Raw genomic sequence first — 21,516 nt, 5'->3', positions numbered from 1 at the left:
GGACGCCTGTTGGGCCTCAGCCTTCCCGTTTCACACCACTCGACAGCAGGTCTCGGGCCTCAGGCTGACCGTTGAGCAGGCGGTTGACACGGTTCTGCACGCGCCATCCCTCAGGCGTGCGGACGAGCTCCCAGCGATTGGCGCTGGCCCGTTCGACGCGCCAGTGGTCGCCCTGGTTGAGGTAGACGCGCGAATAACCTGTCGCCACCGCCTTGTCGCCGTCAATGGCAACGTGCGGCATGCTCAGCACATGGGCGCAGCCGTCGGCGACGTAGTGGACATGCGGCTCGATATCGACCAGCGAACCGACCTTCGCCGCGCCGACCAGCGGATCGCCGCCGAAGTCGTAGGCGCCGTCCTCGGCCCAGAGCGATGCCGTGACACTGCCGGTGCGACTGTCGACGGAGGGACCGTAGGTCGCGAACAACTGGTAGATGGCCAGTTGGTCCTCCAGTCCTTTGATGCGCGCTTCGAGTGCCACGAACCGCGCTTCTATGTCCGACATGTCTTCTCCTCCGTTTGGGCAGTCGGCCCATAGCTGCCGCCCTGGATGCGTCCGCCATCGTTCGTTTGGAGGATGAACCCGTTTTCGACAGACGCGACGCTGGCCCGATTTCAAGGGAGGACGAACATGGACCTGGCAGATCGGATCGCGGCCGAGCATGAATGCGCCAGGCTGGTGCAGCGCTATTGCATCCTCATCGACGACTACCGGCACGAGGAACTGGTCGCGCTATGGGCGCCCGACGGGTTGTGGGAAACCTGGAAGGGCCCGCTCAAGGGCCATGCCGAAATGCGCGCCTATCTCGACGCCAAGGCGCAGACCGACACCACGATCCACATGGCGCACAACATCGTCATCGACCTGATCGACCCTGACCATGCGACCGGCGTCGCCTGCTTCACCTATCACGGCACCAGCCACGACGATCCCAAGGCGACCGTGGCGCGGGTCGTCGGGCGCTATTTCGACCGTTTCGTACGCACTGCCGATGGCTGGCGCTTCGCCCACAGGCGCACCGACATGACCTTTCGCGCCGGCTGACCCTGCTCAGCCGACCGTCTGGGCGCCGTCGACGACAAGGACGGCGCCGGTGACGAAACAGGCTTCGTCGGACGCCAGATAAGCGAAGGCACTGGCGATGTCCTCCGGTTCGCCGCTTTGCTTGCCGGCGAGCTTGGGCGGCTTGACCATTATGTCGGGGTCCTGGTCGTCGATCGGCGCAAGGCCGGTGCCGATCTCGGTACGGACACGGCCGGGGCAGATGGCGTTGAAGCGCACGCCCTTGGGCGCATATTCAGTCGCCAGCGACTTGGTCATGGCGATGATGCCGGCTTTCGACGCCGCATAGGCGGCGGCGTAGGCGATGCCCTGCAGGCCGGCGGTGGAGGCTGTCGACACGACGTTGCCGCGGGATGCGACGAGCGCCGGTAAGGCCTGGTGCACGACATGGAAGACACTTTCGAGGTTGATGCCGAAGACCAGCGACCAGTCGTCGCCGGTCTGGTTGGCGAAATGGTCGCGACGATAGATGCCGGCATTGTTGATGAGGCTGTCGAGGCGGCCATGTAGTGCAAGTGCTGCGTCGACCATCCGGCGCGCCGAGGCCTTGTCGGCAGCGTCATAGGCAAGCGCATCCGCGCGGACGCCATATTGCTCATTGGCAGTGGCGCAAACCTGCCTTGCACCTTCGAGGTTGCGGTCGGCGAGGATCAGCGTCGCCCCCTCTGAGGCGAGGCGCAGGGCGGTGGCGCGACCTATGCCCGATGCTGCGCCGGTGACCAGCACCACCTTGTTGTCGAAACGCTTGAGCCCCATAGTCTCCTCCAGTGCACTGCGCGACCGCTTCGCGCCGGCCGTCGGCAGCGAGTAGACTAGTCGGGGCCAAGCGCCAGCATCCCACATTTGGACGATGTTGCTGGCGCCGGCCGGTGGCATCCGGCATGAAGCGCTTCGTTGCCGCATCAGGCGCAACGGCGTCGCTCCAATCCGTGCCCGACAGGACCGCATGCTCGAATTCACACCAGACCAGCAGATGATCCGCGAGGAAGCCCGGCGTTTCCTGCGCGAACAATCGTCCTCCGAAGCGATCCGTCGCGTCGTCGACGCGGGCGCCAGCCACGACGCTGCGTTGTGGACCAGCATTTCGAGCGAGCTCGGCTGGTGCGCCATGGCAATCCCGGAGGAATTCGGCGGGCTGGGACTTGGCGCCATCGAGGTGGCGATCCTGATGGAACTCACCGGTGCGCGTCTTGCCTGCGTGCCCTTCTGGTCGACGGTGTGCCTGGCGGCACCGCTGTTGCAGTCGGCCGGAAACGAGGCTGCCAAGGCCAAGTATCTTGCAGCCATCGCCGCAGGCGAAATGGCCGTGACCGTCGCCTATGCCGATCCTTCTGCGGCCGATCCGGCGGCGACGGTTGCGGTCAAGGCGACGCGCACTGCGACAGGTTACAGGCTGGACGGCAGGGTCGCCCACGTCGTCGATCTCGAAGTGGCCGATGTCGTGCTGGTGCCGGCGGCGCTCGAGGATGGGACGACGGCGTTGTTTGCGATGTCACGGGGGTCTGGCCAGACCATCACGCCGTTCAAGGTCCTGGACGGCACCCGGCCGATCGCTTCGCTCGATCTCGCCGTGGATGTTCCTGAGGACAGCCGTATCGACGATGGCGGCGTGGGCGCCGACCAGTTCGGGCAGGCGCTGGCCTTTGCCAATCTGGGGCTCGCGGCGGAACAGCTCGGAGCCGCGCAAGGCGCGCTCGACGTTACGCTCGCCTATATCGCCGAACGCGTGCAGTTCGGCCGCACGATCGCCTCGTTCCAGGCGGTCAAGCATCGCTGCGCCAGGCTGGTGGTCGATGTCGCCGAGGCGCGGTCGCTGGTTTTCGGGGCGGCGGCCAGCCTGGGCGAAGGCTCCGACAGCGCCCTTGAGATTGCTGGTGCGCGCGTGCTGGCCTCCGACCTGCAGTTCCGTGCTGCCGAGGAGGCGATCCAGCTGCATGGCGGCGTCGGCTTCACCTGGGAATACGACCCGCACCTCTATTTCAAGCGAGCACAGGCGAGTGCGGCGTTGCTCGGTTCGCGCGACGCTCACCTCGACAGCATTGCCGCATCTGTCTTCGGTGACGGAGGCCTGAAATGAGCGACCTGACCGCATTCCGCACAGAGGTGCGCGAGTGGATGGCAAGCCATCTCACCGGCAAATTCGCCGAGTTGAAGTATCGCGGCGGTTCGGGCGAGGGCGATGTCCTGCCGGAACTGCGCAAGGAATGGGAACGCGAGCTTGCCGCAGGCCGGTGGACCTGCCCGGGCTGGCCGCAGGAGCATGGCGGGCGCGGACTGTCGGTCGCCGAGCAAATTGCCTTCCAGGAAGAATATAGCCGAGCGGGCGGTCCGGGCCGCATGGGGCATATCGGCGAGGGCCTGATGGGGCCGACGCTGATCACCTTCGGCACCGAAGAGCAGAAGAAGCGCTTCCTGCCGGGCATCCTGAGCGGGACCGAGTTCTGGGCACAGGGATATTCCGAGCCGAGCGCAGGCTCCGACTTCGGCAACATCAAGACCCGCGCCAAGCTCGACACAGAGACCGGCGACTGGATCGTTTCGGGCCAGAAGGTCTGGACGTCGCTCGCGCATCTGTCGGACTGGATCTTCGTCGTGGCGCGCTGCGAGGAAGGCTCGGTCGGCCGCAACGGCCTGATCTTCCTTTTGATGCCGCTTGCCCAGCCCGGTGTCGACATCCATCCGATCAAGCAGATCGGTGGCGGCGCCGAGTTCAACTCGGTGTTCTTCGACGGCGCCCGCGCCAAGGCCGGGGACGTCGTCGGACAGCCCGGCGACGGCTGGAAGATCGCCATGGCGCTGCTCGGCTTCGAGCGCGGCATCTCCACCCTTGGCCAGCAGATGAGCTTCCAGCAGGAGCTCGACCTGATCGTGGAGATCGCCAAGGAGAACGGTTCCGACCGGTCGCCAGTGATCCGCCAGCGCGTCGCCTATGCCTGGGCCGGGCTGCGGGCCATGCGCTACCTCGCCATGCGCGTTCTGAGCGACGACCAGTCGGCCGAAACGCGCCGCGAGGCGCTGACCTACAAGTACCAGTGGTCGAACTGGCATCGCGACCTCGGCCGCCTCGCCATGGACGTGCTGAAGATGGACGCCAACGTCGTCTCCGACGATCCGCGCCGCGAGCGCCTGCAGCAGATGTTCCTGTTTGCCCGCGCCGACACGATCTACGGCGGCACCAACGAAATCCAGCTCAACATCATTGCCGAGCAGGGACTCGGCATGCCCAGAGAGCCGCGCGGCAAGCTGTAAGCGGCAAGGACGCGCCTGGGCCAGGGAGGAAATTGGCATGGGCATTCGGGAGGCAGACTTGAGCGAGCTTGCGGCGCGCGACGCGTTGCGGCGGCTGGTGACGGCCTATTCGCGGGCGGTCGACCGGCGCGATTTCAAGCTGCTGCGCGGCCTCTATCACGACGAGGCCTTCGAGGAGCATGGCGACATGTTCGTGGGCGGGCCGGACGAATACATGGCCTTCGTCGAGAAGGCGCTGTCGAACTATGCCGCGACCGCGCACTACGTGGTCAACACCAGCTTCGAGATCGATGGCGACCGCGCCGAGGGCGAGGTCTACAAGATCAACTACCACCGCACGCACGGCCCCGACGCGCACGAAGTGATCACCGGCGGCCGCAGCCTCGACCGCTACCGGCGCGACGACGGCGAATGGCGTTTCCTCGGCCGCTCGATCACGCTCGACTGGTCGACCAGGCGCGCCGTCGACCCTGACGCCTACGGCGACTTCGCCGCCGGCAGCCCGCTCGGGCGGCCCGGGCCTGACGACCTGTCTTACCGGGTGCTTGCGCTTTTCGGCCGCCATGGCTGACGATTTCACCCATTCGCAGACGAGATTTCCGCAGGGAGGGAAAGCATGACTGACCAGAGACAGTTTGCCGGCAAGATTGCCGTGGTGACCGGTGCCGGCAACGGCATCGGCCGCGCCGCGGCGATCGCCTATGCGCAGGAGGGCGCCGATGTCGCGATCCTCGACCGCGAGGCCGAGGCACTGGCCGAAACCGCCGAGCTGGTACGCGCCCTGAACGTCAAGGCGCTGCCGCTCGTGGGCGACATGATGAACCAGGAGGTCGTGACTGACAGCTTCGCCCGCATCAAGCGCGAGCTTGGTCCGGTCGACATGCTGCTCAACAACATCGGCCAGACCGCGCGCGAGAACTATTCCGAATTCTGGCAGGCCAAGCCCGAGACGCTGCAGTTCGTGATCGGCGTGTCGCTGATGACGACGCTGATGTGCACGCGCCAGGTGGTCGAGGACATGCGCGAGCGGCGCTCGGGCAAGATCGTGTCGATCTCGTCGGATTCGGCCATGAACGGCGACATCGGCACCGTCGACTACGCTTCGGCCAAGGCGGGCGTGCTCGGCTTCACTCGCGCACTCGCCCGTGAGCTCGGACCGTTCAAGGTCAACGTCAACGCCGTCTGCCCCGGCCCGACCAACACGCGCGCCATGCAGCGCATCCCCAAGGATGCCTATGAGCGGGCCAAGAACATGATCCCGCTCGGCGAACTGAGCGAGCCGGAAGACATTGCAAACGCTGTGATTTTCCTGTCGAGCGAGAAGTCGCGCTTCATCACCGGCCAGACGCTGATGGTCAATGGCGGACGCGTCTTCTACTGATCGTTTTCGTTAGTTCATTCAGACGATGTTCCGCCTTGTGCGGCGCATCAATTGAAACAAGACAGTGCGATCGCCCTCATGCAATCTGGCAACGGGCGGTCGCCGGAACTTCCAGCGAGAGAGAATGCCCATGAGCCTGCATACCGTCTTGTGCGAACGCCTCGGCAGCCGCTACCCGGTGGTGCAGACGGCCATGGGCTGGGTCGCCGACGCCAATCTCACGGCTGCGACCTGCAATGCCGGCGGCTTCGGTTTCTTCGCCGGTGCGACCACCGAGCCGGGCGACGTCGAGAACCAGATCCTCGCCATCAAGTCGAAGACAGACCGTCCCTTCGGCGTCAATTTCCACATGTTCCAGCCCAACGCCGAGGAAGTGATCTCGGTCGTCATCAAGCACAAGGTGCGCGCCGTGAGCTACGGCCGCGGGCCTGATGCGAAGACGATCAAGCGGCTGAAGGATGCCGGCGTCGTCTGCATGCCGACCGTCGGTGCGGTCAAGCATGCGGTCAAGGCGGTGGAACTCGGCGCCGACATCATCACCGTGCAGGGTGGCGAGGGCGGCGGCCACACCGGTGCCGTACCGACGACCATCCTGTTGCCGCAGGTGCTGGATGCGGTGAAGGTGCCGGTGGTTGCCGCCGGCGGCTTCTTCGACGGGCGTGGCCTTGCCGCTGCGCTTAGCTATGGCGCTGCCGGCATCGCCATGGGCACGCGCTTCCTGATGACCAAGGAATCGCCGGTGCCGCGTTCGGCGCTCGACCGCTACCTCGCTACCAAGGATCCGACGCTGATCCGCACCACAACCGCCGTCGACGGCCTGCCGCAGCGCTTCATCGAGAACGCCGAGATCAAGCGGCTCGAGAACATGAGCCTGCCGGCGCGCCTCGCTATGAGCATGAAATATGCCCGCCAGTGGGGCAAGGAGAGCGGGCTCGGGCCCATCGCCATGGCCAAGCTCGGCCTCAAGGTGCTGTCGAGCGGCGAAAACAGCTTCGCCCAGACCGTGATGGCGCCGAACCTGCCCACCCTGGTGCAGCGCGGCGTGGTCGAGGGCAACACCGAAACCGGCCTGCTGCCATCCGGCCAGGCCGCCGCCATGATCGACAGGCTCGAAAGCTGCGAAGAGCTGATCGCCCGCATCGTCAGCGAGGCGGAATCGCGGATCAAGGCCGTCTCGGCGCTCGTCGCCGCCAACTGATTGGAGAGAATTCGATGAGCGACCAATTCTGGACCAGGATCGAAGACGGCATCGCCGAGCTGGTGATCGAGAACGCCCCCGTCAATGCGCTCGACAGCGTCGGCTGGCGCAGGCTTTCGCAGGAGATCGACGCGCTGAACGCCAACGCCGAGGTGCGCGTGATCGTCATTCGCGCCGAGGGCAGGGGTTTTTGTGCCGGCGTCGACATCAAGGAGCTGCAGAAGCAGCCCGAGCGCATTCCCGAAGTGAATGCCGGCAACTGGGAAACCTTCCGCGCCATCCATCGCGGCTTGAAGCCGGTGATCGTGGCCGCTCATGGCTACATCCTCGGCGGCGGCATCGGCATCTGCGGCTCGGCCGACATCGTCCTGTGCTCGCCTGACGCGACCTTCGGCGTGCCCGAGGTCGACCGCGGTGCGCTCGGCGCCGGCGCCCATCTGCAGCGCCTGTTCCCGGTGCAGAAGGTCCGCCAGATGTACTTCACCGGCGAGCCGATCGATGCGGCGGAAGCCTATCGCCTCGGTGCCGTCGAGAAGGTGGTGCCGCGCGAGGAGCTGCGCGACGCGGCCATCAAGCTCGCCAAGACCATCGCCGCCAAGAGCGCGATCATGATCCGCCTCGCCAAGGAAGCGTTGAACGGCATCGAGGACGGCGATCTCGAGAAGAAATACCGCTGGGAGCAGGGTTTCACGGCCCAGGCCTACCTCACCCAGGAATCGCAGGAGGCGCGCGACGCCTTCGTCGGCAAGCGCGACGCCGACTTCAAGAAGTAATCAGACCAGGACGCCCCCACCATGACCGCCACCAAGATCCAACCAGTTCCGCCCTATGTCGAAGGCCACGGCCTGCTCAAGGGTCGCTCCGTGCTCATCACCGCGGCCGCTGGTGTCGGCATCGGTTTCGCTGCAGCCCGCAAGGCGATCGAGGAGGGCTGCCGCGCCATCATGATCTCCGACGTGCACGAGCGTCGCCTTGCGGAAGCGGCCGAGAAGCTGCGCGAGATCTCGGCGACGGTCGAGATCTACAGCCAGCTCTGCAACGTCACCGACGAAGAGCAGGTGCAGGCGCTGGTTGACGCCGCCGACGAGAAGCTCGGCGGCATCGACGTGCTCATCAACAATGCCGGCCTCGGCGGCCTCAAGCCCGTCATCGAGATGACCGACGCTGAATGGAACCTGGTGCTCGACGTCACCTTGACGGGCACGATGCGCATGACGCGCGCGGCTCTCAAGAAGATGCAGCCGCGCGGCAAGGGCGCCATCGTCAACAACGCCTCCGTGCTCGGCTGGCGGGCCCAGAAGGGCCAGTCGCATTATGCCGCCGCCAAGGCCGGCGTGATGGCCTTCACCCGCTGCTCGGCGGTGGAAGCTGCCGAATATGGCATCCGCATCAATGCGGTCTCGCCGTCGATCGCCATGCACGATTTCCTCAAGAAGTCGGCGCCGCAGGACCAGCTCGATGCGCTGGCGAGCCTCGAAGCCTTCGGCCGCGCGGCGGAAGTGTGGGAAATCGCCAACGTCATGATGTTCCTCGCCAGCGACTATGCCGGCTACATGGTCGGCGAGATCGTCTCCGTCTCCAGCCAGAGGGCCTGACGATGGGCCTCGTCTTCTCCTCGCCCGACGAGGCGGTGGCGGCAATCGGCCAGAACCTCGGCTCGACCGACTGGCTCACCATCGACCAGTCGCGCATCGACATGTTCGCCGAGGCGACCGGCGATCGCCAGTGGATCCATGTCGATCCCGTGCGCGCCAAGGACGGCCCGTTCGGCGGAACGGTGGCGCATGGCTGCCTGACGTTTTCGCTGATCAACGGCTTCCTGCCCGACCTGTTCAAGGCGGAAGGCATGAAGATGGGCATCAACTATGGCTGCGACCGGCTGCGCTTTCCCGCACCCGTGCCGGTGAACTCCAGGGTTCGCGCCACGGGCGAGCTGGTCAACGCCGAGCTTCTGCCCGGCAACGCCGTCCAGACCACCGTGCGCGTGGCCATCGAGATCGAGGGCTCGGTGAAGCCCGGCTGCGTCGCCGACATGGTCGGCCGCTACTACTTCTGAGGCGCCAAGCGCTTCAGCCACCGGAGGTGACTATGGACAAGACGAGCGACGCGCAGGCCGAGATCCTGGCGCGGCTGGACAGGCTCGAGTCGCGCGACGAGATCCGCCAGCTGATTTCCAAATATTCGCTGGCGCTCGACATGCGCGACATGAACGCCATGGCCTCGCTGTTTGCGCCCAACGTCAAGGTCGGCGGCGGCAAGTCGGGCAGGGCGGCGCTGCGCGACTGGCTCGACGAGACCATGCGCAAGCAGTTCGACGGCACCTCGCACCATGTCGGCTCGACGATCATCGAGTTCGTCGACGCCGACAATGCGGTGGGCGTGGTCTATTCCAAGAACGAGCACGAATGCGGCGCCGAGTGGGTCATCATGCAGATGATGTATTACGACCGCTACGAGCGCATCGACCGGCGCTGGTTCTTCCGCCGCCGCCAGCCGCTCTACTGGTACGCCACCGACCTCAACAAGCCGCCCGTCGGTTCGCGCAAGATGCGCTGGCCGGGTCGCGAGCCGTATGAGGGTTCGTTCCACGAGCTGTTTCCGTCCTGGAAGGAGTTCTGGGCCCGTTCGGGTCCCGACGAGGCATTGCCGGAACCGGCGCCGCTCGAAGCCTTCATCGAAACCATGCGCAAAGGCAATGAGATCCGTGGCAACCGCGTGCGCTGACACCATGATCGCCGACAAGCTGTTCCGGCCGATCAAGGTCGGCAACCTGGAGCTTGCCAACCGCATCGCCATGGCACCGATGTCGCGCTACCTCTGCCCCGAGGGCATCCCGCACGAAAAGGTGTCGGCCTACTACGCGCGCCGCGCGCTGAACCAGGTCGGGCTGATCATCACCGAGGCGACCTATATCGGCCACCCCACGGCGCCGAGCTACGAGGGTGTGCCCTACTTCGCCGGCGAGGCTGCCCTTGCAGGCTGGGCCAAGGTGCGCAAAGCGGTGCATGCCGCCGGCGGCAAGATCTTCCCGCAACTCTGGCACACCGGCAGCTTCCGCAACTCGTCCATGGCGCCTCGGCCGGGTGTGCCTGGCGTCGGCCCGTCGGAAAACCTCAACGCCTTCACCGGTCATGCCGAACCGACCAAGGCGATGACCGAGAAGGAGATCCTCGAGGTCATCGAGGCCTACGCAGAGGCGGCGGAAGCGGCGCAGCGGCTGGGCTTCGACGGCGTCGAGATCCATGGCGCGCATGGCTACCTGATCGACGAGTTCTTCTGGGCGACCTCCAACCGCCGCGCCGACCGCTACGGCGGCAACCGGCGCGAGCGCGCGCGCTTCGCGGTCGAGGTCATCGAGGCGATGCGCGACCGTGTCGGGCCTGACTTTCCGATCTCGTTCCGATATTCGCAATGGAAGCAGCAGGACTACAAGGCGGTGCTGGGCAAAACACCGGCTGAGCTCGCGGAGGTACTGGAACCGCTGGTCGACGCCGGCGTCAGCATCGTGCATTGCTCGACGCGGCGCCTTTGGGAGCCGGGCTTCCCGATCGAGAACGACATGACGCTCGCCGGCTGGACGAGAAAGATCACCGGCCTTCCGGTCATCGCCGTCGGCGGCACCGGCCTCGACCGGCCTGGCCTCAATGCAGCCGAGGCCGCCTCGCTCGACGTGATCGAAAAGCCGCTCGCGCGGAACGAGTTCGATATCCTCGCCGTCGGCCGTGCATTGCTCGCCGATCCGGCCTGGGCGCTGAAGGTCCGGCAGGGCCGGGCCGTCGAAGGTGTGGGCTACTCCAAGGAACAGCTCAAGTCGCTGTTCTGATCGCAAAAGGCGCCGTTTGCGGCGCCGTTTCCTTTTTGCGGCCAAGCCTGCCGTCTCCAGTCATTCACTGCAGCCAGCAAAGAAGAAGCGCCGGGGACTTTGTCCGCCGGCGCTGTCAGCTTGGGTCAATCAGGAGGAATGCCGGTCAGGCCGCCTGGCGCGGACCATGGCCGAGGATGACGGCGCTGTTGAGCACGAGCCGCACGAGCTCGGTCTGCCGCGTGATGCCGCTCTTGGAGAAGATCGAGCGCAGGTGCGCGCGTGCGGTATTACGGCTGATGTCGAGCGAGCTTGCGGCGTCCTCCAGCGACAGGCCCGCGGTCAGGCGGCGGGCGACGGCAGCCTCGGCCGGGGTGAGGTCGAAGAGCTGGCGCACGAGATCGCCCTCGACCTCGGAATTGGCCTCCGGGTCGCGGATGTACACCGCAACCGCCGAATTGGCCGCTGCCGCGTTGTCCTTGCTGCCGCGGATCGGCCGGACGATGACGCCGAGATTGCGCGAGCCCGACTGCTTGGTCAGCGACAGCCCGCGCGAGACGGTACCCTCGTCGTCGGCCGCGCTCTGCATGGCGATCTTCACCAGGTTCTGGAAATCGCGGTCTTCCTTGGCCGAGGTGGCGCGCAGGCGATTGCTCTGGATCTGCAGCCCGTCGCGGGTCTGCAGCAGCTTGAGCGCCGCATCCGAGGCGCGGACGATCTTGCCGGAATGGTCGAGGATGACGACGCCGACATAGAGCTTGTCCATGACATCGGAATAGAGCCTGCGCTCGACCTCCGTGGCGCCCATCCGCCACGACGTTTCGACACCCCGGACGAGTTGCGAGACGAGGATCTCGCAGACGGAAGCCGCGTCGTCGTCGAACTTTGCGCCGGCACGGTCGCGGAACACCCAAAGCGTGTAGCGCGCGGCGTCGTCGGCGGTCACGTGCGTCGCTGTCATGGGCTGGCAGCGTTCCGCCAGATAGGCGAGCTGCGCCGGGCGGGCGAGGGGAGCGCCGGCGGCGTCCAGCATCGGCTCGTTGATTTCGGTAAACGCGTAGTAGGTCTCGCCGGTACGCGCCCGGTCCTCGATCACCAGCACTGCGGCATAGGCATCGAACTGCTCGCGGATGAGTTCGAGCGAGCTGCGCAGCGGCTTGCCGTTGAGCAGGCTGTCCGAAACCCTGTTCAGGAAATGGCCGAATTCGACGATGGAGCGGGCGTGAAAGGTCATCTTAGGCTCTCCCAAATATCCGTCGCACGAGCGTGCGGTGTCCTTGCCCGGCGGCCGTCGCGCCGGGAGGTCAAACGAGAATGAGTTCGTGGTTCAGGCGGGCGTAGGGCCTGCCCGGACTTCGGCTTTCAGGATGGTGGGAGGAAACCGGGTCGTGCCTGCGACCGGACAATCGCTGACCCAACTGCCATGCGCATGCTGCTCGGTCCGGTCATCGCGCTTCCTCCCGAATGCGAAATGATTAACGTCGACACAATGTCATTAAATTGACGGTGTGTCAAACGATGAGTGGCGTGCGTGGAATTTTTGACATGGTGTCAGCGGAGAATGGCGCCCTCGCGACAAAGCAAACGGGCCAGGTCTCGCGACCCGGCCCGTGATGTGTCTGATCCGCGTTGGCGGTTCAGTCGCCGCAGTTGGCGCGTTCGACCAGCCCGTCCTCGCGCGGCTTGTAGGGGTTCTTGACCACCTTGATCGATTCCGGCGCCGGCAGGAAGTGGCTCTTGGCGCTCGCCTGGATCGGGCCGGTGAGCATTTCCACCTTGGAGGCGTTCTCCTGCAGCCATGCGGCGATCGACGGACCGTCGGTCTTGCCCGAACCGTTGATGGCCGCCGCCAGCACCATCGGCTGGATGTAGTAGGGGATCAGCGCCGAGGCGCCGCCCATGCGGTCGACGTCGGCTACCTGCTCCCTGGCGCGCTTGACGAACTTGGCGAAGGGCGACGCGCCGACCGGATCGTTGGCACAGTAGGTCATGCCGACGAACTGCACGCTGTAGACGTCCTTGAAGGCTTCCTCGCCGACGACCGCGGCATTGCCCACTGCGTAGTTGGTCATCGTCTGGTTGGCCAGAACGGGCACGTCCCAGCCGATGTCGGCCCGGTTCTCGAGCAGCTTGCGCGAATCGTCGCCGATCGAGTTGATCAGCAGGATCGCCTCGGCGCCCGAATTGCGCATCTGGAACAGCTGCGGGGTCATGTCCTCGGTGCGGAAGGCGAATTCCTGCACCGCGGTCGGCTCGACGCCCTTGGATTTCAGGTAGTCGACGATCTCGACCACGGCGGCCTTGGACATGCCGCCATTGTCGGAGATGAGCGCCAGCTTCTTGAGCTTGAGCACGTCGATGGCGAAGTCGATATTCGGCTTCATCTGGTTCAGCCCGGTGACCGAGCCCGAGAAGTGGAACGGACCGGCTTCGGGGGTGAGCTGGGTGGAGGCGGCCGACGAGACCTGCGCGATCTTCTTTTCCGTCGCCACCGGCACGACCGGGATCGTTTCCTGGCTGGTGGCCGGGCCGACGAGGGCCTCGACCTTCTCGTTTTCGATCAGGCGACGGACCTCGCTGACGGCATGCGTCGGGTCGGTCATGGTGTCGCCGAGCACCAGCTCGGCCTTCTTGCCGAGGATGCCGCCCGCGGCGTTGATGTCCTCGATCGCCAGCTTCCAGCCGACTTCGGCGGTCTTGCCGATCGATGCGCCGCCGCCGGTGAGCGACATGATGCCGCCGATCTTCATCGTCTCCTGCGCCGGGGCATGGCCGGCCGAAAGGGCCAGCGCTGCCGCCGAGGCCATGCCGATGGTCAGACGTCTGGTAATGGAACCATTCCACTGGAAGTGCATGCGTTTCTCCTCCGCTTACTTCGACCGTCAGCAGTCACGACCATGGGTCCAAGGGCATCGTCCGCTTGGACGATGGAACACCGGGGGCAGGCAGAAATTGTTCAGGTCGCGCTAAAATAAGATGTCGCCAATGTGCCAAACGGGCCACGCTCAGCGCGGCGACTTCCGGACGACGACCGCCCGTGCCAGCTCAGGCTCCGGCAATTTCCGCCACGCCAGCCAGGCAAGGATCGCGCCGAGCCCCATAAGCGGCACGACGACCGACATGCCTCTCACGGCATCGCCGAGGAGACCCGCGAGCACGGTTCCCGCAAGTCCACTGCCCATCTGCATGAACCCGCTCAGCGACGCGGCCGCGCCGGCATTCTCCGGAAAGGCGGCGACGGTGGCAGCCGACATCGCCGGCATGACGAAGGAATTGCCGAAGACGAACATCGCCATCGGAACCATGACCGAGGCGAAAGTCGGATCGTACAGGCCCAGGAAGATCGCCATGGCGAGCGCGCCGAGGCCGCTGATCGCCAGACCGACCGGGACCATGCGATAGGCGCCGTAGCGCGGAATGAGGCTGCGCATCACCAGCGAACCGGCGATGAAGCTCGCCGACTGGAACAGCATCGCGAGACCGAACTGCGCCGGCGTCAGCCCGAGCCGATCCATCAGGATGAAGGGCAGCACGGTCGCCTGCGTGTAGTAGGCGCCCAGCGTGCCGGCGATGACGAGGCTGGAAAACAGGAAATAGCCGCTGCCGAGCAAATTCCCGTAGGTCTTAATGACCGCCCCTGGCCGCACTCGGCTCGGGTCGCGCTCCACGGTTTCGACCAGTGCGAACCTGACCGTCAGCAGGGCGGCGATGCCCATCAGGAACATGATCGAAAAGATCGCATGCCAGCCCGCGATTTGCATGACCAGCCCGCCGATGGTCGGCGCCAGCGCCGGTGCCAGCGCAAGGATGAGGGTGATGAGATTCAGGATGCGTGCGCATTGCTCGTGGGCGAACAGGTCGCGCACGATGGCGCGCGAGAGCGAAAGCCCGACCGCGGCTCCCGCCCCCTGCAGCAGGCGCGAAAGGATCAGCACTTCGATGGAGGGAGCCAGCAGCGCGCCCAGGCTGCCGACGAGGTAGATGCCGAGGAACGCCAGCGTCACCGGCTTGCGGCCGTAGCCGTCGGCCAGCGGGCCGCAGACGAGCTGGGCGACGGCGAAGCCTGCGAAATAGAGCCCGAGCGTCATCTTCACCGCGTCCTCGGTCGTGCCGAAGGCATGCACGATCTCCGGCATCGCGGGCGTGAAGAGCGACAGCGAGGCCGGACCGAGCCCGGCCAGCACCGCACTGACGATGGTCACGCGCCGCTCGCTCATCACGCCGGCCGGACGCTCGCTGGGATGTTCGTATTTCATGGCGCGGGCCCCGGCTGGAATGAACGGCAGGCGCCTGTTTGGCAGAGTGCCCATGTCCCATTCCAACCGCGGCCGCGAAAGAACATCTGCCGTTCGGACTATTCCGGTGTCGGGTCGCCGGCGGACATCAAAACAGCAGAAAAGAAAAGGGCCGCTGCTGCGGCCCCTTCTTGGAGATCAGACGGCCTGGCCGTGCAGGTCGTAGGCGTCGGCGCGGTCGACCTTGACGGTGACGATGTCGCCGACGCGCAGCGGGCGGCGCGACTGGATGTGCACCGAACCGTCGATCTCGGGCGCGTCGTATTTGGTGCGGCCCTTGGCCATGGTGCCGTTGGCCTCGTCGATGATCACCGGCAGGCGCTTGCCGACCTTCTTCTGCAACTGGGCCGCGGAAATCTTCTGCTGGCGCTGCATGAAGCGGTGCCAGCGGGCTTCCTTGACCTCTTCAGGCACCTGGTCGAGGCCGAGGTCGTTGGAACGGGCGCCCTTCACCGGCTCGTATTTGAAGCAGCCGGCGCGGTCGATCTTGGCTTCGTCGATCCAGTCGAGCAGCATCTCGAAGTCTTCTTCCGTCTCGCCCGGGAAGCCGACGATGAAGGTCGAACGGATGGCGAGATCGGGGCATACGTCGCGCCAGCCGCGGATGCGCTCGAGCGCCTTTTCGCCATGCGCCGGGCGCCGCATGTTCTTGAGCACCTGCGGCGAGGCGTGCTGGAAGGGGATGTCGAGATAAGGAAGTATCTTGCCCTCGGCCATCAGCGGGATGACGTCGGCGACGTGCGGGTAGGGGTAGACATAGTGCATGCGCACCCAGATGCCGAGTTCGCCGAGCTCCTGCGACAGGTCGAGGAATTTTGCGCGGACCTCGCGCTCCTTCCAGGTCGACGTCGCATATTTGATGTCGATGCCGTAGGCGCTGGTGTCCTGGGAGATGACAAGCAGTTCCTTGACGCCGGCATTGGCCAGCTTCTCGGCCTCGCGCAGCACGTCGGCCGCGGGCCGCGAGACGAGGTCGCCGCGCAAGGCCGGGATGATGCAGAAGGTGCAGCGGTTGTTGCAACCCTCTGAAATCTTGAGATAGGCGTAGTGGCGCGGGGTGAGCTTGACACCCTGCGGCGGCACCAGGTCGGTGAACGGGTCGTGCGCCGGGGGGGCGGCCTCGTGCACGGCGGCCATGACGCTCTCATAGGCTTGCGGGCCGGTGATGGCGAACACGTTGGGGTGCTTCTCGCGGATCAGCTCCGGCGTCGCCCCCATGCAGCCGGTGACGATGACCTTGCCGTTTTCCTTCATCGCCGTGCCGATGGCGTTCAATGATTCATCGCGCGCCGAATCCAGGAAGCCGCAGGTGTTGACCACCACGAGGTCGGCGCCGTCGTGTTTTCGGGCGATCTCGTAGCCCTCGGCGCGGAGTTGGGTGAGGATGCGTTCGGAATCGACGAGCGCCTTCGGGCATCCGAGGCTGACAAAACTGACGCGGGGTGCTGCGGTCATGGGCGGCTTCCAATGGACGCGGGCCGGCTACCCTGGGGTCCGGCCCGGAAATCTTGCGATGTATCGATCTGTTTGCTCTGGCACGAGCTCAATTCGGGCGGCGCAATAGCACAGTTCTGGCTTCAAGCAAACCGGCTGGTGCGGCATGTGGAACGGGCCGGCTTCACCGGCCCGCAAATCCCGTCGCCTCAAAGGCCGCCGACGCTCGGCCCGAACCAGGGCGCCAGGAAGGCGAACTGCTCGGGGAACTGCTGAACTGCGCCATCGAGCAGCATCTTGACCGCGACGTAGAGGATGATCAGCAGGCCGATATAGGCGATCCAGCGGAACCTGTGCAGCAGGCGCGCCACGAAGGAGGCGGCAAAGCCCATCAGCGCGATCGACAGCGCAAGACCGATGATGAGGACCGTCGGGTGCTCCATGGCCGCGCCGGCGACGGCCAGCACGTTGTCGAGCGACATCGAGACGTCGGCGATGACGATCTGCCAGGCCGCCTGGGCGAAGGTCTTGCGCGGCCCCTTGCCGGCGACGGTTCCGTCCTTGTCGTAATCGACCTCGGAGAGGGCTTCGGTCGCGGCTTCTTCCTCTTCGTGGCTGACGCGCAGCTCGCGCCACATCTTCCAGCAGACCCACAGAAGCAGTAGGCCGCCGGCGATCAGCAGCATCGGCCCGATGGCCAGCAGCGATTGCGTGATCAGCGCGAAGATGATGCGCAGCACGGTGGCAGCGCCGATACCGACCAGGATGGCCTTCTTGCGCTGGTCGGAGGGCAGGCCGGCTGCGGCGAGGCCGATGACGATGGCGTTGTCACCTGCCAGAACCAGGTCGATGGCAATGACCTGCAGAAGGGCCGAAAAGCCCGCAGCCGTGAATATTTCCATGAGACGAGACCTCTCCGTAGCGCGTCAGGAATGGGGCTATAACGCGCAAGGCTTCGCCGTCAACCGACAAGCCGGACGTTTTGGTGAATTCGCGCAAAACTGCGGGAAAGCTGACGCCAGGCTGACGAAATCTGCTGAAAAGCGGCCGTTTCGGGCTGTCGTACGCGGCGGGCCGGGCGCTCAGTCGCAGACGTATCTGACCCGGCCGCCGGCGCCGGCGACGTTGCGGCATGACAGCGGCTTGCCTGCCTGGGCGGATGCCGGAGCTGCGGTACGGCGGGACGGAGCAGCGTGCGGACCGGGTTCCTGCTCGACGAAACGGATGTCCTGCCCGGTCGGGAAGGTCGACGCCTGCGCACGCTCGGCGGCGGCGCGCCTGGCTTCGTCGTCCTGCCAGAAGCGTCGCGAGTCCAATGGCCTCGGGATCACCACCGTGCCGTCGGACGAGCGGGCGCAGCCGCTGAGTGAGACGGCAAACAGTAGGGTCGATAGCGCAAGGACAAGTCGCGAGAGCATCATGATGGGTCTTCTATAGCCTGCCGCATATCCTTGGAAAAGACCAACATTACAGTAAGTTGCGCAAACAACTGCATGCCGTCGCCGTGCCGGGGCGGTTGAGCCTTGCCAACGAGATCGCGCCGCGGGCTCAAAGCGCGTTCTCGGCCAGCGTCAGGGTCGCCGTGATGACCTCCTTGTACTTCTCGAACTCCGGCGAGGTCTGGCGGATTTCCTGCACCGGGGGACTGGTCGCGGTGGGCTGTGTCGGCGGTGCCCTGCCGCGCATCTTCTTTTCCGCCCATGCCACGACGTAGCTGGCGTTCTTTCCGGTCAGGAACGGATTCGCCTTGATGACGCTCGCCCCCAGGAGGTCGACCAGCATGGCCTCCTGCGGCGCGGACAGCACCTGGTTTGCGCCCTCCATGCCGAGGAAATGCGCCAGATAGAGCCGACCGGCAGTGATCTGGTGGCCGCGCGCCTTGAGGTAGGCCTCGCCCTCCCGCGCCAGGTTGCGCACCATTTCGCGCGAGATCGTCGGATCGTACCGCAGCGCCAGCAGCTCTTCGGTCGAAAGCGATTTGGCGAGGTCGGGCCGGTAGGTGTTGATCATGCGCAGCCAGGTCTTGCTGATGAACTGGCCGAGGCCGGTCGCCGAGGAGAGGGGGTTCTTCGCGGTGGCGCTGCCGCCGCTCTCGACACGGACGATGCGGTCGGTGAGCAGTTCGATGGCCGAGTCGTCCGAGGCGACGACGGTCACGTTGCCGAGGGGGTCGACGGCCTGTCCGTCCTGGTAGAGTTCGAAATGCAGGTGCGGCCCGGTCGACAGGCCGGTGGTGCCGACATAGCCGATGACGTCGCCGGCCTTCACCTGCGACCCGACGCTGATTCCCGCCGCGAAGCGCTGCATGTGGGCATAGCGGGTCTCGCGGTTGCCGGCGTGCGCGATGCGAACGAGGTTGCCGTAGCCCTTCCCGTCGCCCTCGAAGACGATCTGGCCGTCGAAGGCGGCGGCGATCGGGGTACCGACCGGCGCTGCCCAGTCCACGCCCTTGTGGATGCGGACCGTCTTGAGGATGGGATGCATGCGCGGGCCGAAAGTCGAGGTCATCACGCCCTTGACCGGGGTGAAGAGGCCGCTCGTGGCTGCCAGCGAGCGAACCTGGTCGTTCTGGCTTACGCAGGCGAACTGCCCGTCGGATTGCTGGAAGACGAAACACTCCAGGCTCTTGCCCGCGCCGCGCACGCCGACATAGAGCACCCTGCCGCTCGACCCGTCCTTGCCGCGGGCGGTGTCCGAATACATCAGCACGAGGCGCTGGTCCTCGCTCGCGAAGGCGTTCAGGTCCTCGCCGCGCGAGAGATACATGATGGCCTCGCCCAGCACGCCGGTCGGCACCTGGTTGCGGGCGGCCGTCGAATAGATGGCATCGAGCAGCCGGTACTGGCGCTTGCGCCCGCTCGTGTCCGGGGCGCCCGAGTAGTTGAACAGGTCGTCCCGCACCCATGGGTCGACGCCGGAGGCGAATTGTCCGGTCGAGGCGCGCGCCAGCGTGCCGACGAACTTGTTCCTGGCGTAGATGGAGACCTGCATGAGGGCGAGCGCGGCATTGCGCCGGGGCCTGAAGCCGCGCATGGCCACGACATAGCCCGGCTCGAGCTTCTCCATGCCGAACAGCGATTTCAGCGAGGCGCCTGCCAGCGTCGCCTCGTCGGCGGCAAATTTCGCCTCCGCGACCACGCTGTCGAGGCTTCGCTCGGACAGAACCTTGACGAAGATGTCCTCCGTCGCCTCGAAGCGGTCCTGTTCCGATGCGACCGCCGCCACGCTCGTGTTGTCTTCGACCGCCGTCTTCTGGAAGGCGGGCAGGGCGGCTTCGCCCTCGTCGATCGTCTCGCCCCAGCCGGCGCCCAGGTCCGCATCCGGGCCGGCCTCCGCCTCGGCGTCGCTGGGCGGCAAAGCCTCGTCTTCAGGCATGCCGGCCTCGGGAAGCGCCGGCTGCACCGGCGAACCTCTTTGCGCCTGGAAGAACGCGAAATCCTCCTGCGACGACGGTATCGCCGTCATGAAGCGCTCGCTCGAACTCAGCATCGCGTCGGAGAGAAACTCGATCCGCGGCGATATCCCGCCGTCCCGGAGGTCGGCCGGTCTCGCGATGCTGCGCCGCTTCGTGTCGGTGCCGGCATCGCGAGCGAGGTTGATCCACATCGGGTCGCCGGCGAGGTCGACGATGGCGGGCACATAGACCGGCGCATCGGCGGGAACGATGTCCGCATCCTCGGAAACCTGCAGGTCGCCTTCATATTCCTCCGGCGGCTGCAGATAGTCCGACATCAGGTAGATCGCGGCGACGGCACCGATCAGTGCGAGGAGCGCGACCGCCGCCAGCGCCCGGCGCAAGCGCGCCCGCCGTTTCCTGGCCGCCCGATCCTGCTTGCGCATCCGGAAGCTCGAGTCGATGCCATGCGTCATGGCGAAGCCCCGGTGAGGAAGAAAGTCCACCGGACCTGGGCCTGCGTGTCGACTTCCTGGAACCGCGCCGCGATATGCCCGCGCAGCCAGCACTCCTCGATGCCGCGAATGGTGAAGCGCCGGCGCTCGACGCACATGTCGGTCGTGCCCGCGAGGATTGCATTGCCGAAAACGTCGGTCGCGTAGACGTAGACGAAGCGGTTGGTCAGTTCCTCGCGGATGACGTTGACGCATTGGTTGGCGCCGATGGTCCACCACCCGTCGGTCTGGAAGACGCCTTCGACCTCCTGGCCGACGGCCAGGTTGACCACGTCGAGCGTCTGGTTGCAGACGGTGAATTCGGCCTCGGCCCTGGTTGGAAACAACAACAGCATCAGGGTGATGGCGGCACTTGCTGATCCGAATCGAAGCGGCCGGCGTTCACCTGCCGGCCCGGACGTTTCGGCCTGCCGCCGCCAGCCCCTAGCGGCCTCCCTCCGAAGGCTTGGTCTCAGCACTTGCGCCCCGCATCCGCACCAGCACGATGGTCACATTGTCGGTTCCGCCGCGCTCCAGAACCTTCGCCAGCAGCGCTTCGCAGGCTGCTTGCGGCCCGGCGGAGCTCGCCGCCGATGCGATCTCCACGTCCGACACATGCGCGGTGAGCCCGTCGGTCCCCAGCACGAATACGTCGCCTGGGTGGATGTCGCCCTGGCGGAAATCCACCGTGATGTCGTCGCTGACGCCGATCGCCCGGGTGATCACGTTGCGACGCGGCCAGCTTCGCGCTTCTTGGGGCGTGATCGCGCCGCGGTCCACCAGTTCCTGGACTTCGGTGTGGTCGTGCGAAACCTGCACGATCGACCCGTCGCGCACCAGGTAAAGCCGACTGTCGCCGAGCCACAGTCCGGCAAACTTGCCGTCCATGGCCAGCAGGGCAGCCACCGTGGAGCCGATGGTGACGCCGCGCTTGGCGGAGATCTGGCGGATTTCCGCATGCGCCTGCCTCAGCCGGTCCTCGAAGCGGGCGCGCAGGTCCGGTGCCGAGGAAGCGATGCCGATGGTCGCGAGATGGTCGACGATGCAGGCCGAGGCGATCTCGCCCGCGTCATGGCCGCCCATTCCGTCGGCGACCACCCACAGGCCGCTGCGCGGCTCGATCAGATAGCTGTCTTCATTGGTCTGGCGGACGCAGCCCTGATGGCTTACGCCGAAGCTCTCGAAGAGGAGGGCGACATCGGTCAA

At 65.8% G+C, this 21,516-nt stretch carries 22 protein-coding genes; 11 read left to right on the top strand and 11 right to left on the bottom strand.

Annotated elements, in window-relative coordinates:
• Positions 1 to 16 precede the first annotated feature (16 nt).
• On the bottom strand, positions 17 to 505 hold the full coding sequence (locus J2X50_RS00175) for a nuclear transport factor 2 family protein (RefSeq protein ID WP_429090432.1): 489 nt from the start codon (positions 503 to 505) through the stop codon (positions 17 to 19).
• 126 nt (positions 506 to 631) lie between these two features.
• On the opposite strand from J2X50_RS00175, the gene J2X50_RS00170 reads away from it, so the two are divergent.
• The gene (locus J2X50_RS00170; protein WP_429090430.1) at positions 632 to 1,045 is read left to right on the top strand and encodes a nuclear transport factor 2 family protein; all 414 of its coding nucleotides are present in this window, start codon (positions 632 to 634) and stop codon (positions 1,043 to 1,045) included.
• 6 nt (positions 1,046 to 1,051) lie between these two features.
• Here J2X50_RS00170 and J2X50_RS00165 read toward each other — a convergent pair whose 3' ends face one another.
• Positions 1,052 to 1,819, bottom strand: a complete 768-nt coding sequence (locus J2X50_RS00165) for an SDR family NAD(P)-dependent oxidoreductase (protein ID WP_429090428.1) — start codon at positions 1,817 to 1,819, stop codon at positions 1,052 to 1,054.
• A gap of 190 nt (positions 1,820 to 2,009) precedes the next feature.
• On the opposite strand from J2X50_RS00165, the gene J2X50_RS00160 reads away from it, so the two are divergent.
• The 10 genes from J2X50_RS00160 (at position 2,010) to J2X50_RS00115 (ending at position 10,714) form a co-directional block, all read left to right on the top strand.
• Positions 2,010 to 3,140: an acyl-CoA dehydrogenase family protein gene (locus tag J2X50_RS00160; RefSeq protein ID WP_429090426.1), complete on the top strand. Its 1,131-nt coding sequence runs from the start codon at positions 2,010 to 2,012 to the stop codon at positions 3,138 to 3,140.
• Positions 3,137 to 4,312 (top strand): acyl-CoA dehydrogenase family protein, encoded by a 1,176-nt coding sequence (locus J2X50_RS00155; RefSeq protein WP_429090424.1) that lies wholly within the window; start codon positions 3,137 to 3,139, stop codon positions 4,310 to 4,312. The genes J2X50_RS00160 and J2X50_RS00155 overlap by 4 nt, the downstream gene beginning before the upstream one ends.
• Before the next feature lie 58 nt (positions 4,313 to 4,370).
• On the top strand, positions 4,371 to 4,883 hold the full coding sequence (locus tag J2X50_RS00150; RefSeq protein ID WP_429090422.1) for a nuclear transport factor 2 family protein: 513 nt from the start codon (positions 4,371 to 4,373) through the stop codon (positions 4,881 to 4,883).
• Positions 4,884 to 4,928: 45 nt separating this feature from the next.
• The gene (locus J2X50_RS00145; protein ID WP_429090420.1) at positions 4,929 to 5,693 is read left to right on the top strand and encodes an SDR family NAD(P)-dependent oxidoreductase; all 765 of its coding nucleotides are present in this window, start codon (positions 4,929 to 4,931) and stop codon (positions 5,691 to 5,693) included.
• Positions 5,694 to 5,823: 130 nt separating this feature from the next.
• On the top strand, positions 5,824 to 6,891 hold the full coding sequence (locus J2X50_RS00140; RefSeq protein ID WP_429090418.1) for an NAD(P)H-dependent flavin oxidoreductase: 1,068 nt from the start codon (positions 5,824 to 5,826) through the stop codon (positions 6,889 to 6,891).
• A gap of 14 nt (positions 6,892 to 6,905) precedes the next feature.
• On the top strand, positions 6,906 to 7,664 hold the full coding sequence (locus J2X50_RS00135) for an enoyl-CoA hydratase family protein (protein ID WP_429090417.1): 759 nt from the start codon (positions 6,906 to 6,908) through the stop codon (positions 7,662 to 7,664).
• Positions 7,665 to 7,685: 21 nt separating this feature from the next.
• The gene (locus tag J2X50_RS00130) at positions 7,686 to 8,486 is read left to right on the top strand and encodes an SDR family oxidoreductase (RefSeq protein WP_429090416.1); all 801 of its coding nucleotides are present in this window, start codon (positions 7,686 to 7,688) and stop codon (positions 8,484 to 8,486) included.
• 2 nt (positions 8,487 to 8,488) lie between these two features.
• Entirely contained in the window at positions 8,489 to 8,947 is a 459-nt protein-coding gene (locus tag J2X50_RS00125; protein WP_429090414.1) for a MaoC family dehydratase, read from the top strand.
• A 32-nt stretch (positions 8,948 to 8,979) separates the two neighbouring features.
• A complete protein-coding gene (locus tag J2X50_RS00120) occupies positions 8,980 to 9,615 on the top strand; it encodes a nuclear transport factor 2 family protein (RefSeq protein ID WP_429090412.1) in 636 nt (211 codons plus the stop codon).
• Positions 9,596 to 10,714, top strand: coding sequence for an NADH:flavin oxidoreductase (locus J2X50_RS00115; RefSeq protein ID WP_429090411.1), 1,119 nt, complete (start codon positions 9,596 to 9,598; stop codon positions 10,712 to 10,714). The genes J2X50_RS00120 and J2X50_RS00115 overlap by 20 nt, the downstream gene beginning before the upstream one ends.
• A 145-nt stretch (positions 10,715 to 10,859) precedes the next feature.
• Here the strand turns inward: J2X50_RS00115 and J2X50_RS00110 are convergent, their stop codons facing one another.
• The 9 genes from J2X50_RS00110 to J2X50_RS00070 form a co-directional block, all read right to left on the bottom strand.
• The gene (locus J2X50_RS00110; RefSeq protein WP_429090409.1) at positions 10,860 to 11,927 is read right to left on the bottom strand and encodes a helix-turn-helix transcriptional regulator; all 1,068 of its coding nucleotides are present in this window, start codon (positions 11,925 to 11,927) and stop codon (positions 10,860 to 10,862) included.
• Positions 11,928 to 12,330: 403 nt separating this feature from the next.
• Positions 12,331 to 13,548 carry an ABC transporter substrate-binding protein gene (locus J2X50_RS00105; protein WP_429090407.1) on the bottom strand — a complete coding sequence of 406 codons (1,218 nt, stop codon included), beginning with the start codon at positions 13,546 to 13,548 and terminating at the stop codon, positions 12,331 to 12,333.
• A gap of 150 nt (positions 13,549 to 13,698) precedes the next feature.
• Positions 13,699 to 15,003 carry a multidrug effflux MFS transporter gene (locus tag J2X50_RS00100; RefSeq protein WP_429090405.1) on the bottom strand — a complete coding sequence of 435 codons (1,305 nt, stop codon included), beginning with the start codon at positions 15,001 to 15,003 and terminating at the stop codon, positions 13,699 to 13,701.
• A 123-nt stretch (positions 15,004 to 15,126) separates the two neighbouring features.
• Positions 15,127 to 16,443, bottom strand: coding sequence for a 30S ribosomal protein S12 methylthiotransferase RimO (gene rimO, locus J2X50_RS00095; protein WP_429090403.1), 1,317 nt, complete (start codon positions 16,441 to 16,443; stop codon positions 15,127 to 15,129).
• A 188-nt stretch (positions 16,444 to 16,631) separates the two neighbouring features.
• Positions 16,632 to 17,324 carry a TerC family protein gene (locus J2X50_RS00090; RefSeq protein ID WP_429090400.1) on the bottom strand — a complete coding sequence of 231 codons (693 nt, stop codon included), beginning with the start codon at positions 17,322 to 17,324 and terminating at the stop codon, positions 16,632 to 16,634.
• A 180-nt stretch (positions 17,325 to 17,504) separates the two neighbouring features.
• A complete protein-coding gene (locus J2X50_RS00085; RefSeq protein WP_429090398.1) occupies positions 17,505 to 17,843 on the bottom strand; it encodes a hypothetical protein in 339 nt (112 codons plus the stop codon).
• 127 nt (positions 17,844 to 17,970) lie between these two features.
• The gene (locus J2X50_RS00080; protein WP_429090395.1) at positions 17,971 to 20,292 is read right to left on the bottom strand and encodes a M23 family metallopeptidase; all 2,322 of its coding nucleotides are present in this window, start codon (positions 20,290 to 20,292) and stop codon (positions 17,971 to 17,973) included.
• The gene (locus tag J2X50_RS00075) at positions 20,289 to 20,666 is read right to left on the bottom strand and encodes a DUF1036 domain-containing protein (RefSeq protein WP_429090394.1); all 378 of its coding nucleotides are present in this window, start codon (positions 20,664 to 20,666) and stop codon (positions 20,289 to 20,291) included. The genes J2X50_RS00080 and J2X50_RS00075 overlap by 4 nt, the downstream gene beginning before the upstream one ends.
• A gap of 88 nt (positions 20,667 to 20,754) precedes the next feature.
• Positions 20,755 to 21,516, bottom strand: a complete 762-nt coding sequence (locus J2X50_RS00070; protein WP_429090392.1) for a PP2C family protein-serine/threonine phosphatase — start codon at positions 21,514 to 21,516, stop codon at positions 20,755 to 20,757.

It is taken from the genome of Aminobacter sp. BE322, from assembly GCF_050433525.1.
Taxonomy (GTDB): Bacteria; Pseudomonadota; Alphaproteobacteria; order Rhizobiales; family Rhizobiaceae; genus Aminobacter.
This window is presented reverse-complemented; position numbering and strand designations above follow the sequence as displayed.

What these genes read in the sequence shown, in the direction of transcription:
- J2X50_RS00100 (WP_429090405.1), bottom strand. Translation starts at nt 15,003, where the DNA reads ATGGGCACTCTGCCAAACAGGCGCCTGCCGTTCATTCCAGCCGGGGCC.
- J2X50_RS00110 (WP_429090409.1), bottom strand. Translation starts at nt 11,927, where the DNA reads ATGACCTTTCACGCCCGCTCCATCGTCGAATTCGGCCATTTCCTGAAC.
- J2X50_RS00165 (WP_429090428.1), bottom strand. Translation starts at nt 1,819, where the DNA reads ATGGGGCTCAAGCGTTTCGACAACAAGGTGGTGCTGGTCACCGGCGCA.
- J2X50_RS00090 (WP_429090400.1), bottom strand. Translation starts at nt 17,324, where the DNA reads ATGGAAATATTCACGGCTGCGGGCTTTTCGGCCCTTCTGCAGGTCATT.
- J2X50_RS00160 (WP_429090426.1), top strand. Translation starts at nt 2,010, where the DNA reads ATGCTCGAATTCACACCAGACCAGCAGATGATCCGCGAGGAAGCCCGG.
- J2X50_RS00145 (WP_429090420.1), top strand. Translation starts at nt 4,929, where the DNA reads ATGACTGACCAGAGACAGTTTGCCGGCAAGATTGCCGTGGTGACCGGT.
- J2X50_RS00155 (WP_429090424.1), top strand. Translation starts at nt 3,137, where the DNA reads ATGAGCGACCTGACCGCATTCCGCACAGAGGTGCGCGAGTGGATGGCA.
- J2X50_RS00085 (WP_429090398.1), bottom strand. Translation starts at nt 17,843, where the DNA reads ATGATGCTCTCGCGACTTGTCCTTGCGCTATCGACCCTACTGTTTGCC.
- J2X50_RS00140 (WP_429090418.1), top strand. Translation starts at nt 5,824, where the DNA reads ATGAGCCTGCATACCGTCTTGTGCGAACGCCTCGGCAGCCGCTACCCG.
- rimO (WP_429090403.1), bottom strand. Translation starts at nt 16,443, where the DNA reads ATGACCGCAGCACCCCGCGTCAGTTTTGTCAGCCTCGGATGCCCGAAG.
- J2X50_RS00125 (WP_429090414.1), top strand. Translation starts at nt 8,489, where the DNA reads ATGGGCCTCGTCTTCTCCTCGCCCGACGAGGCGGTGGCGGCAATCGGC.
- J2X50_RS00075 (WP_429090394.1), bottom strand. Translation starts at nt 20,666, where the DNA reads ATGCTGTTGTTGTTTCCAACCAGGGCCGAGGCCGAATTCACCGTCTGC.
- J2X50_RS00120 (WP_429090412.1), top strand. Translation starts at nt 8,980, where the DNA reads ATGGACAAGACGAGCGACGCGCAGGCCGAGATCCTGGCGCGGCTGGAC.
- J2X50_RS00170 (WP_429090430.1), top strand. Translation starts at nt 632, where the DNA reads ATGGACCTGGCAGATCGGATCGCGGCCGAGCATGAATGCGCCAGGCTG.
- J2X50_RS00080 (WP_429090395.1), bottom strand. Translation starts at nt 20,292, where the DNA reads ATGACGCATGGCATCGACTCGAGCTTCCGGATGCGCAAGCAGGATCGG.
- J2X50_RS00105 (WP_429090407.1), bottom strand. Translation starts at nt 13,548, where the DNA reads ATGCACTTCCAGTGGAATGGTTCCATTACCAGACGTCTGACCATCGGC.
- J2X50_RS00175 (WP_429090432.1), bottom strand. Translation starts at nt 505, where the DNA reads ATGTCGGACATAGAAGCGCGGTTCGTGGCACTCGAAGCGCGCATCAAA.
- J2X50_RS00130 (WP_429090416.1), top strand. Translation starts at nt 7,686, where the DNA reads ATGACCGCCACCAAGATCCAACCAGTTCCGCCCTATGTCGAAGGCCAC.
- J2X50_RS00135 (WP_429090417.1), top strand. Translation starts at nt 6,906, where the DNA reads ATGAGCGACCAATTCTGGACCAGGATCGAAGACGGCATCGCCGAGCTG.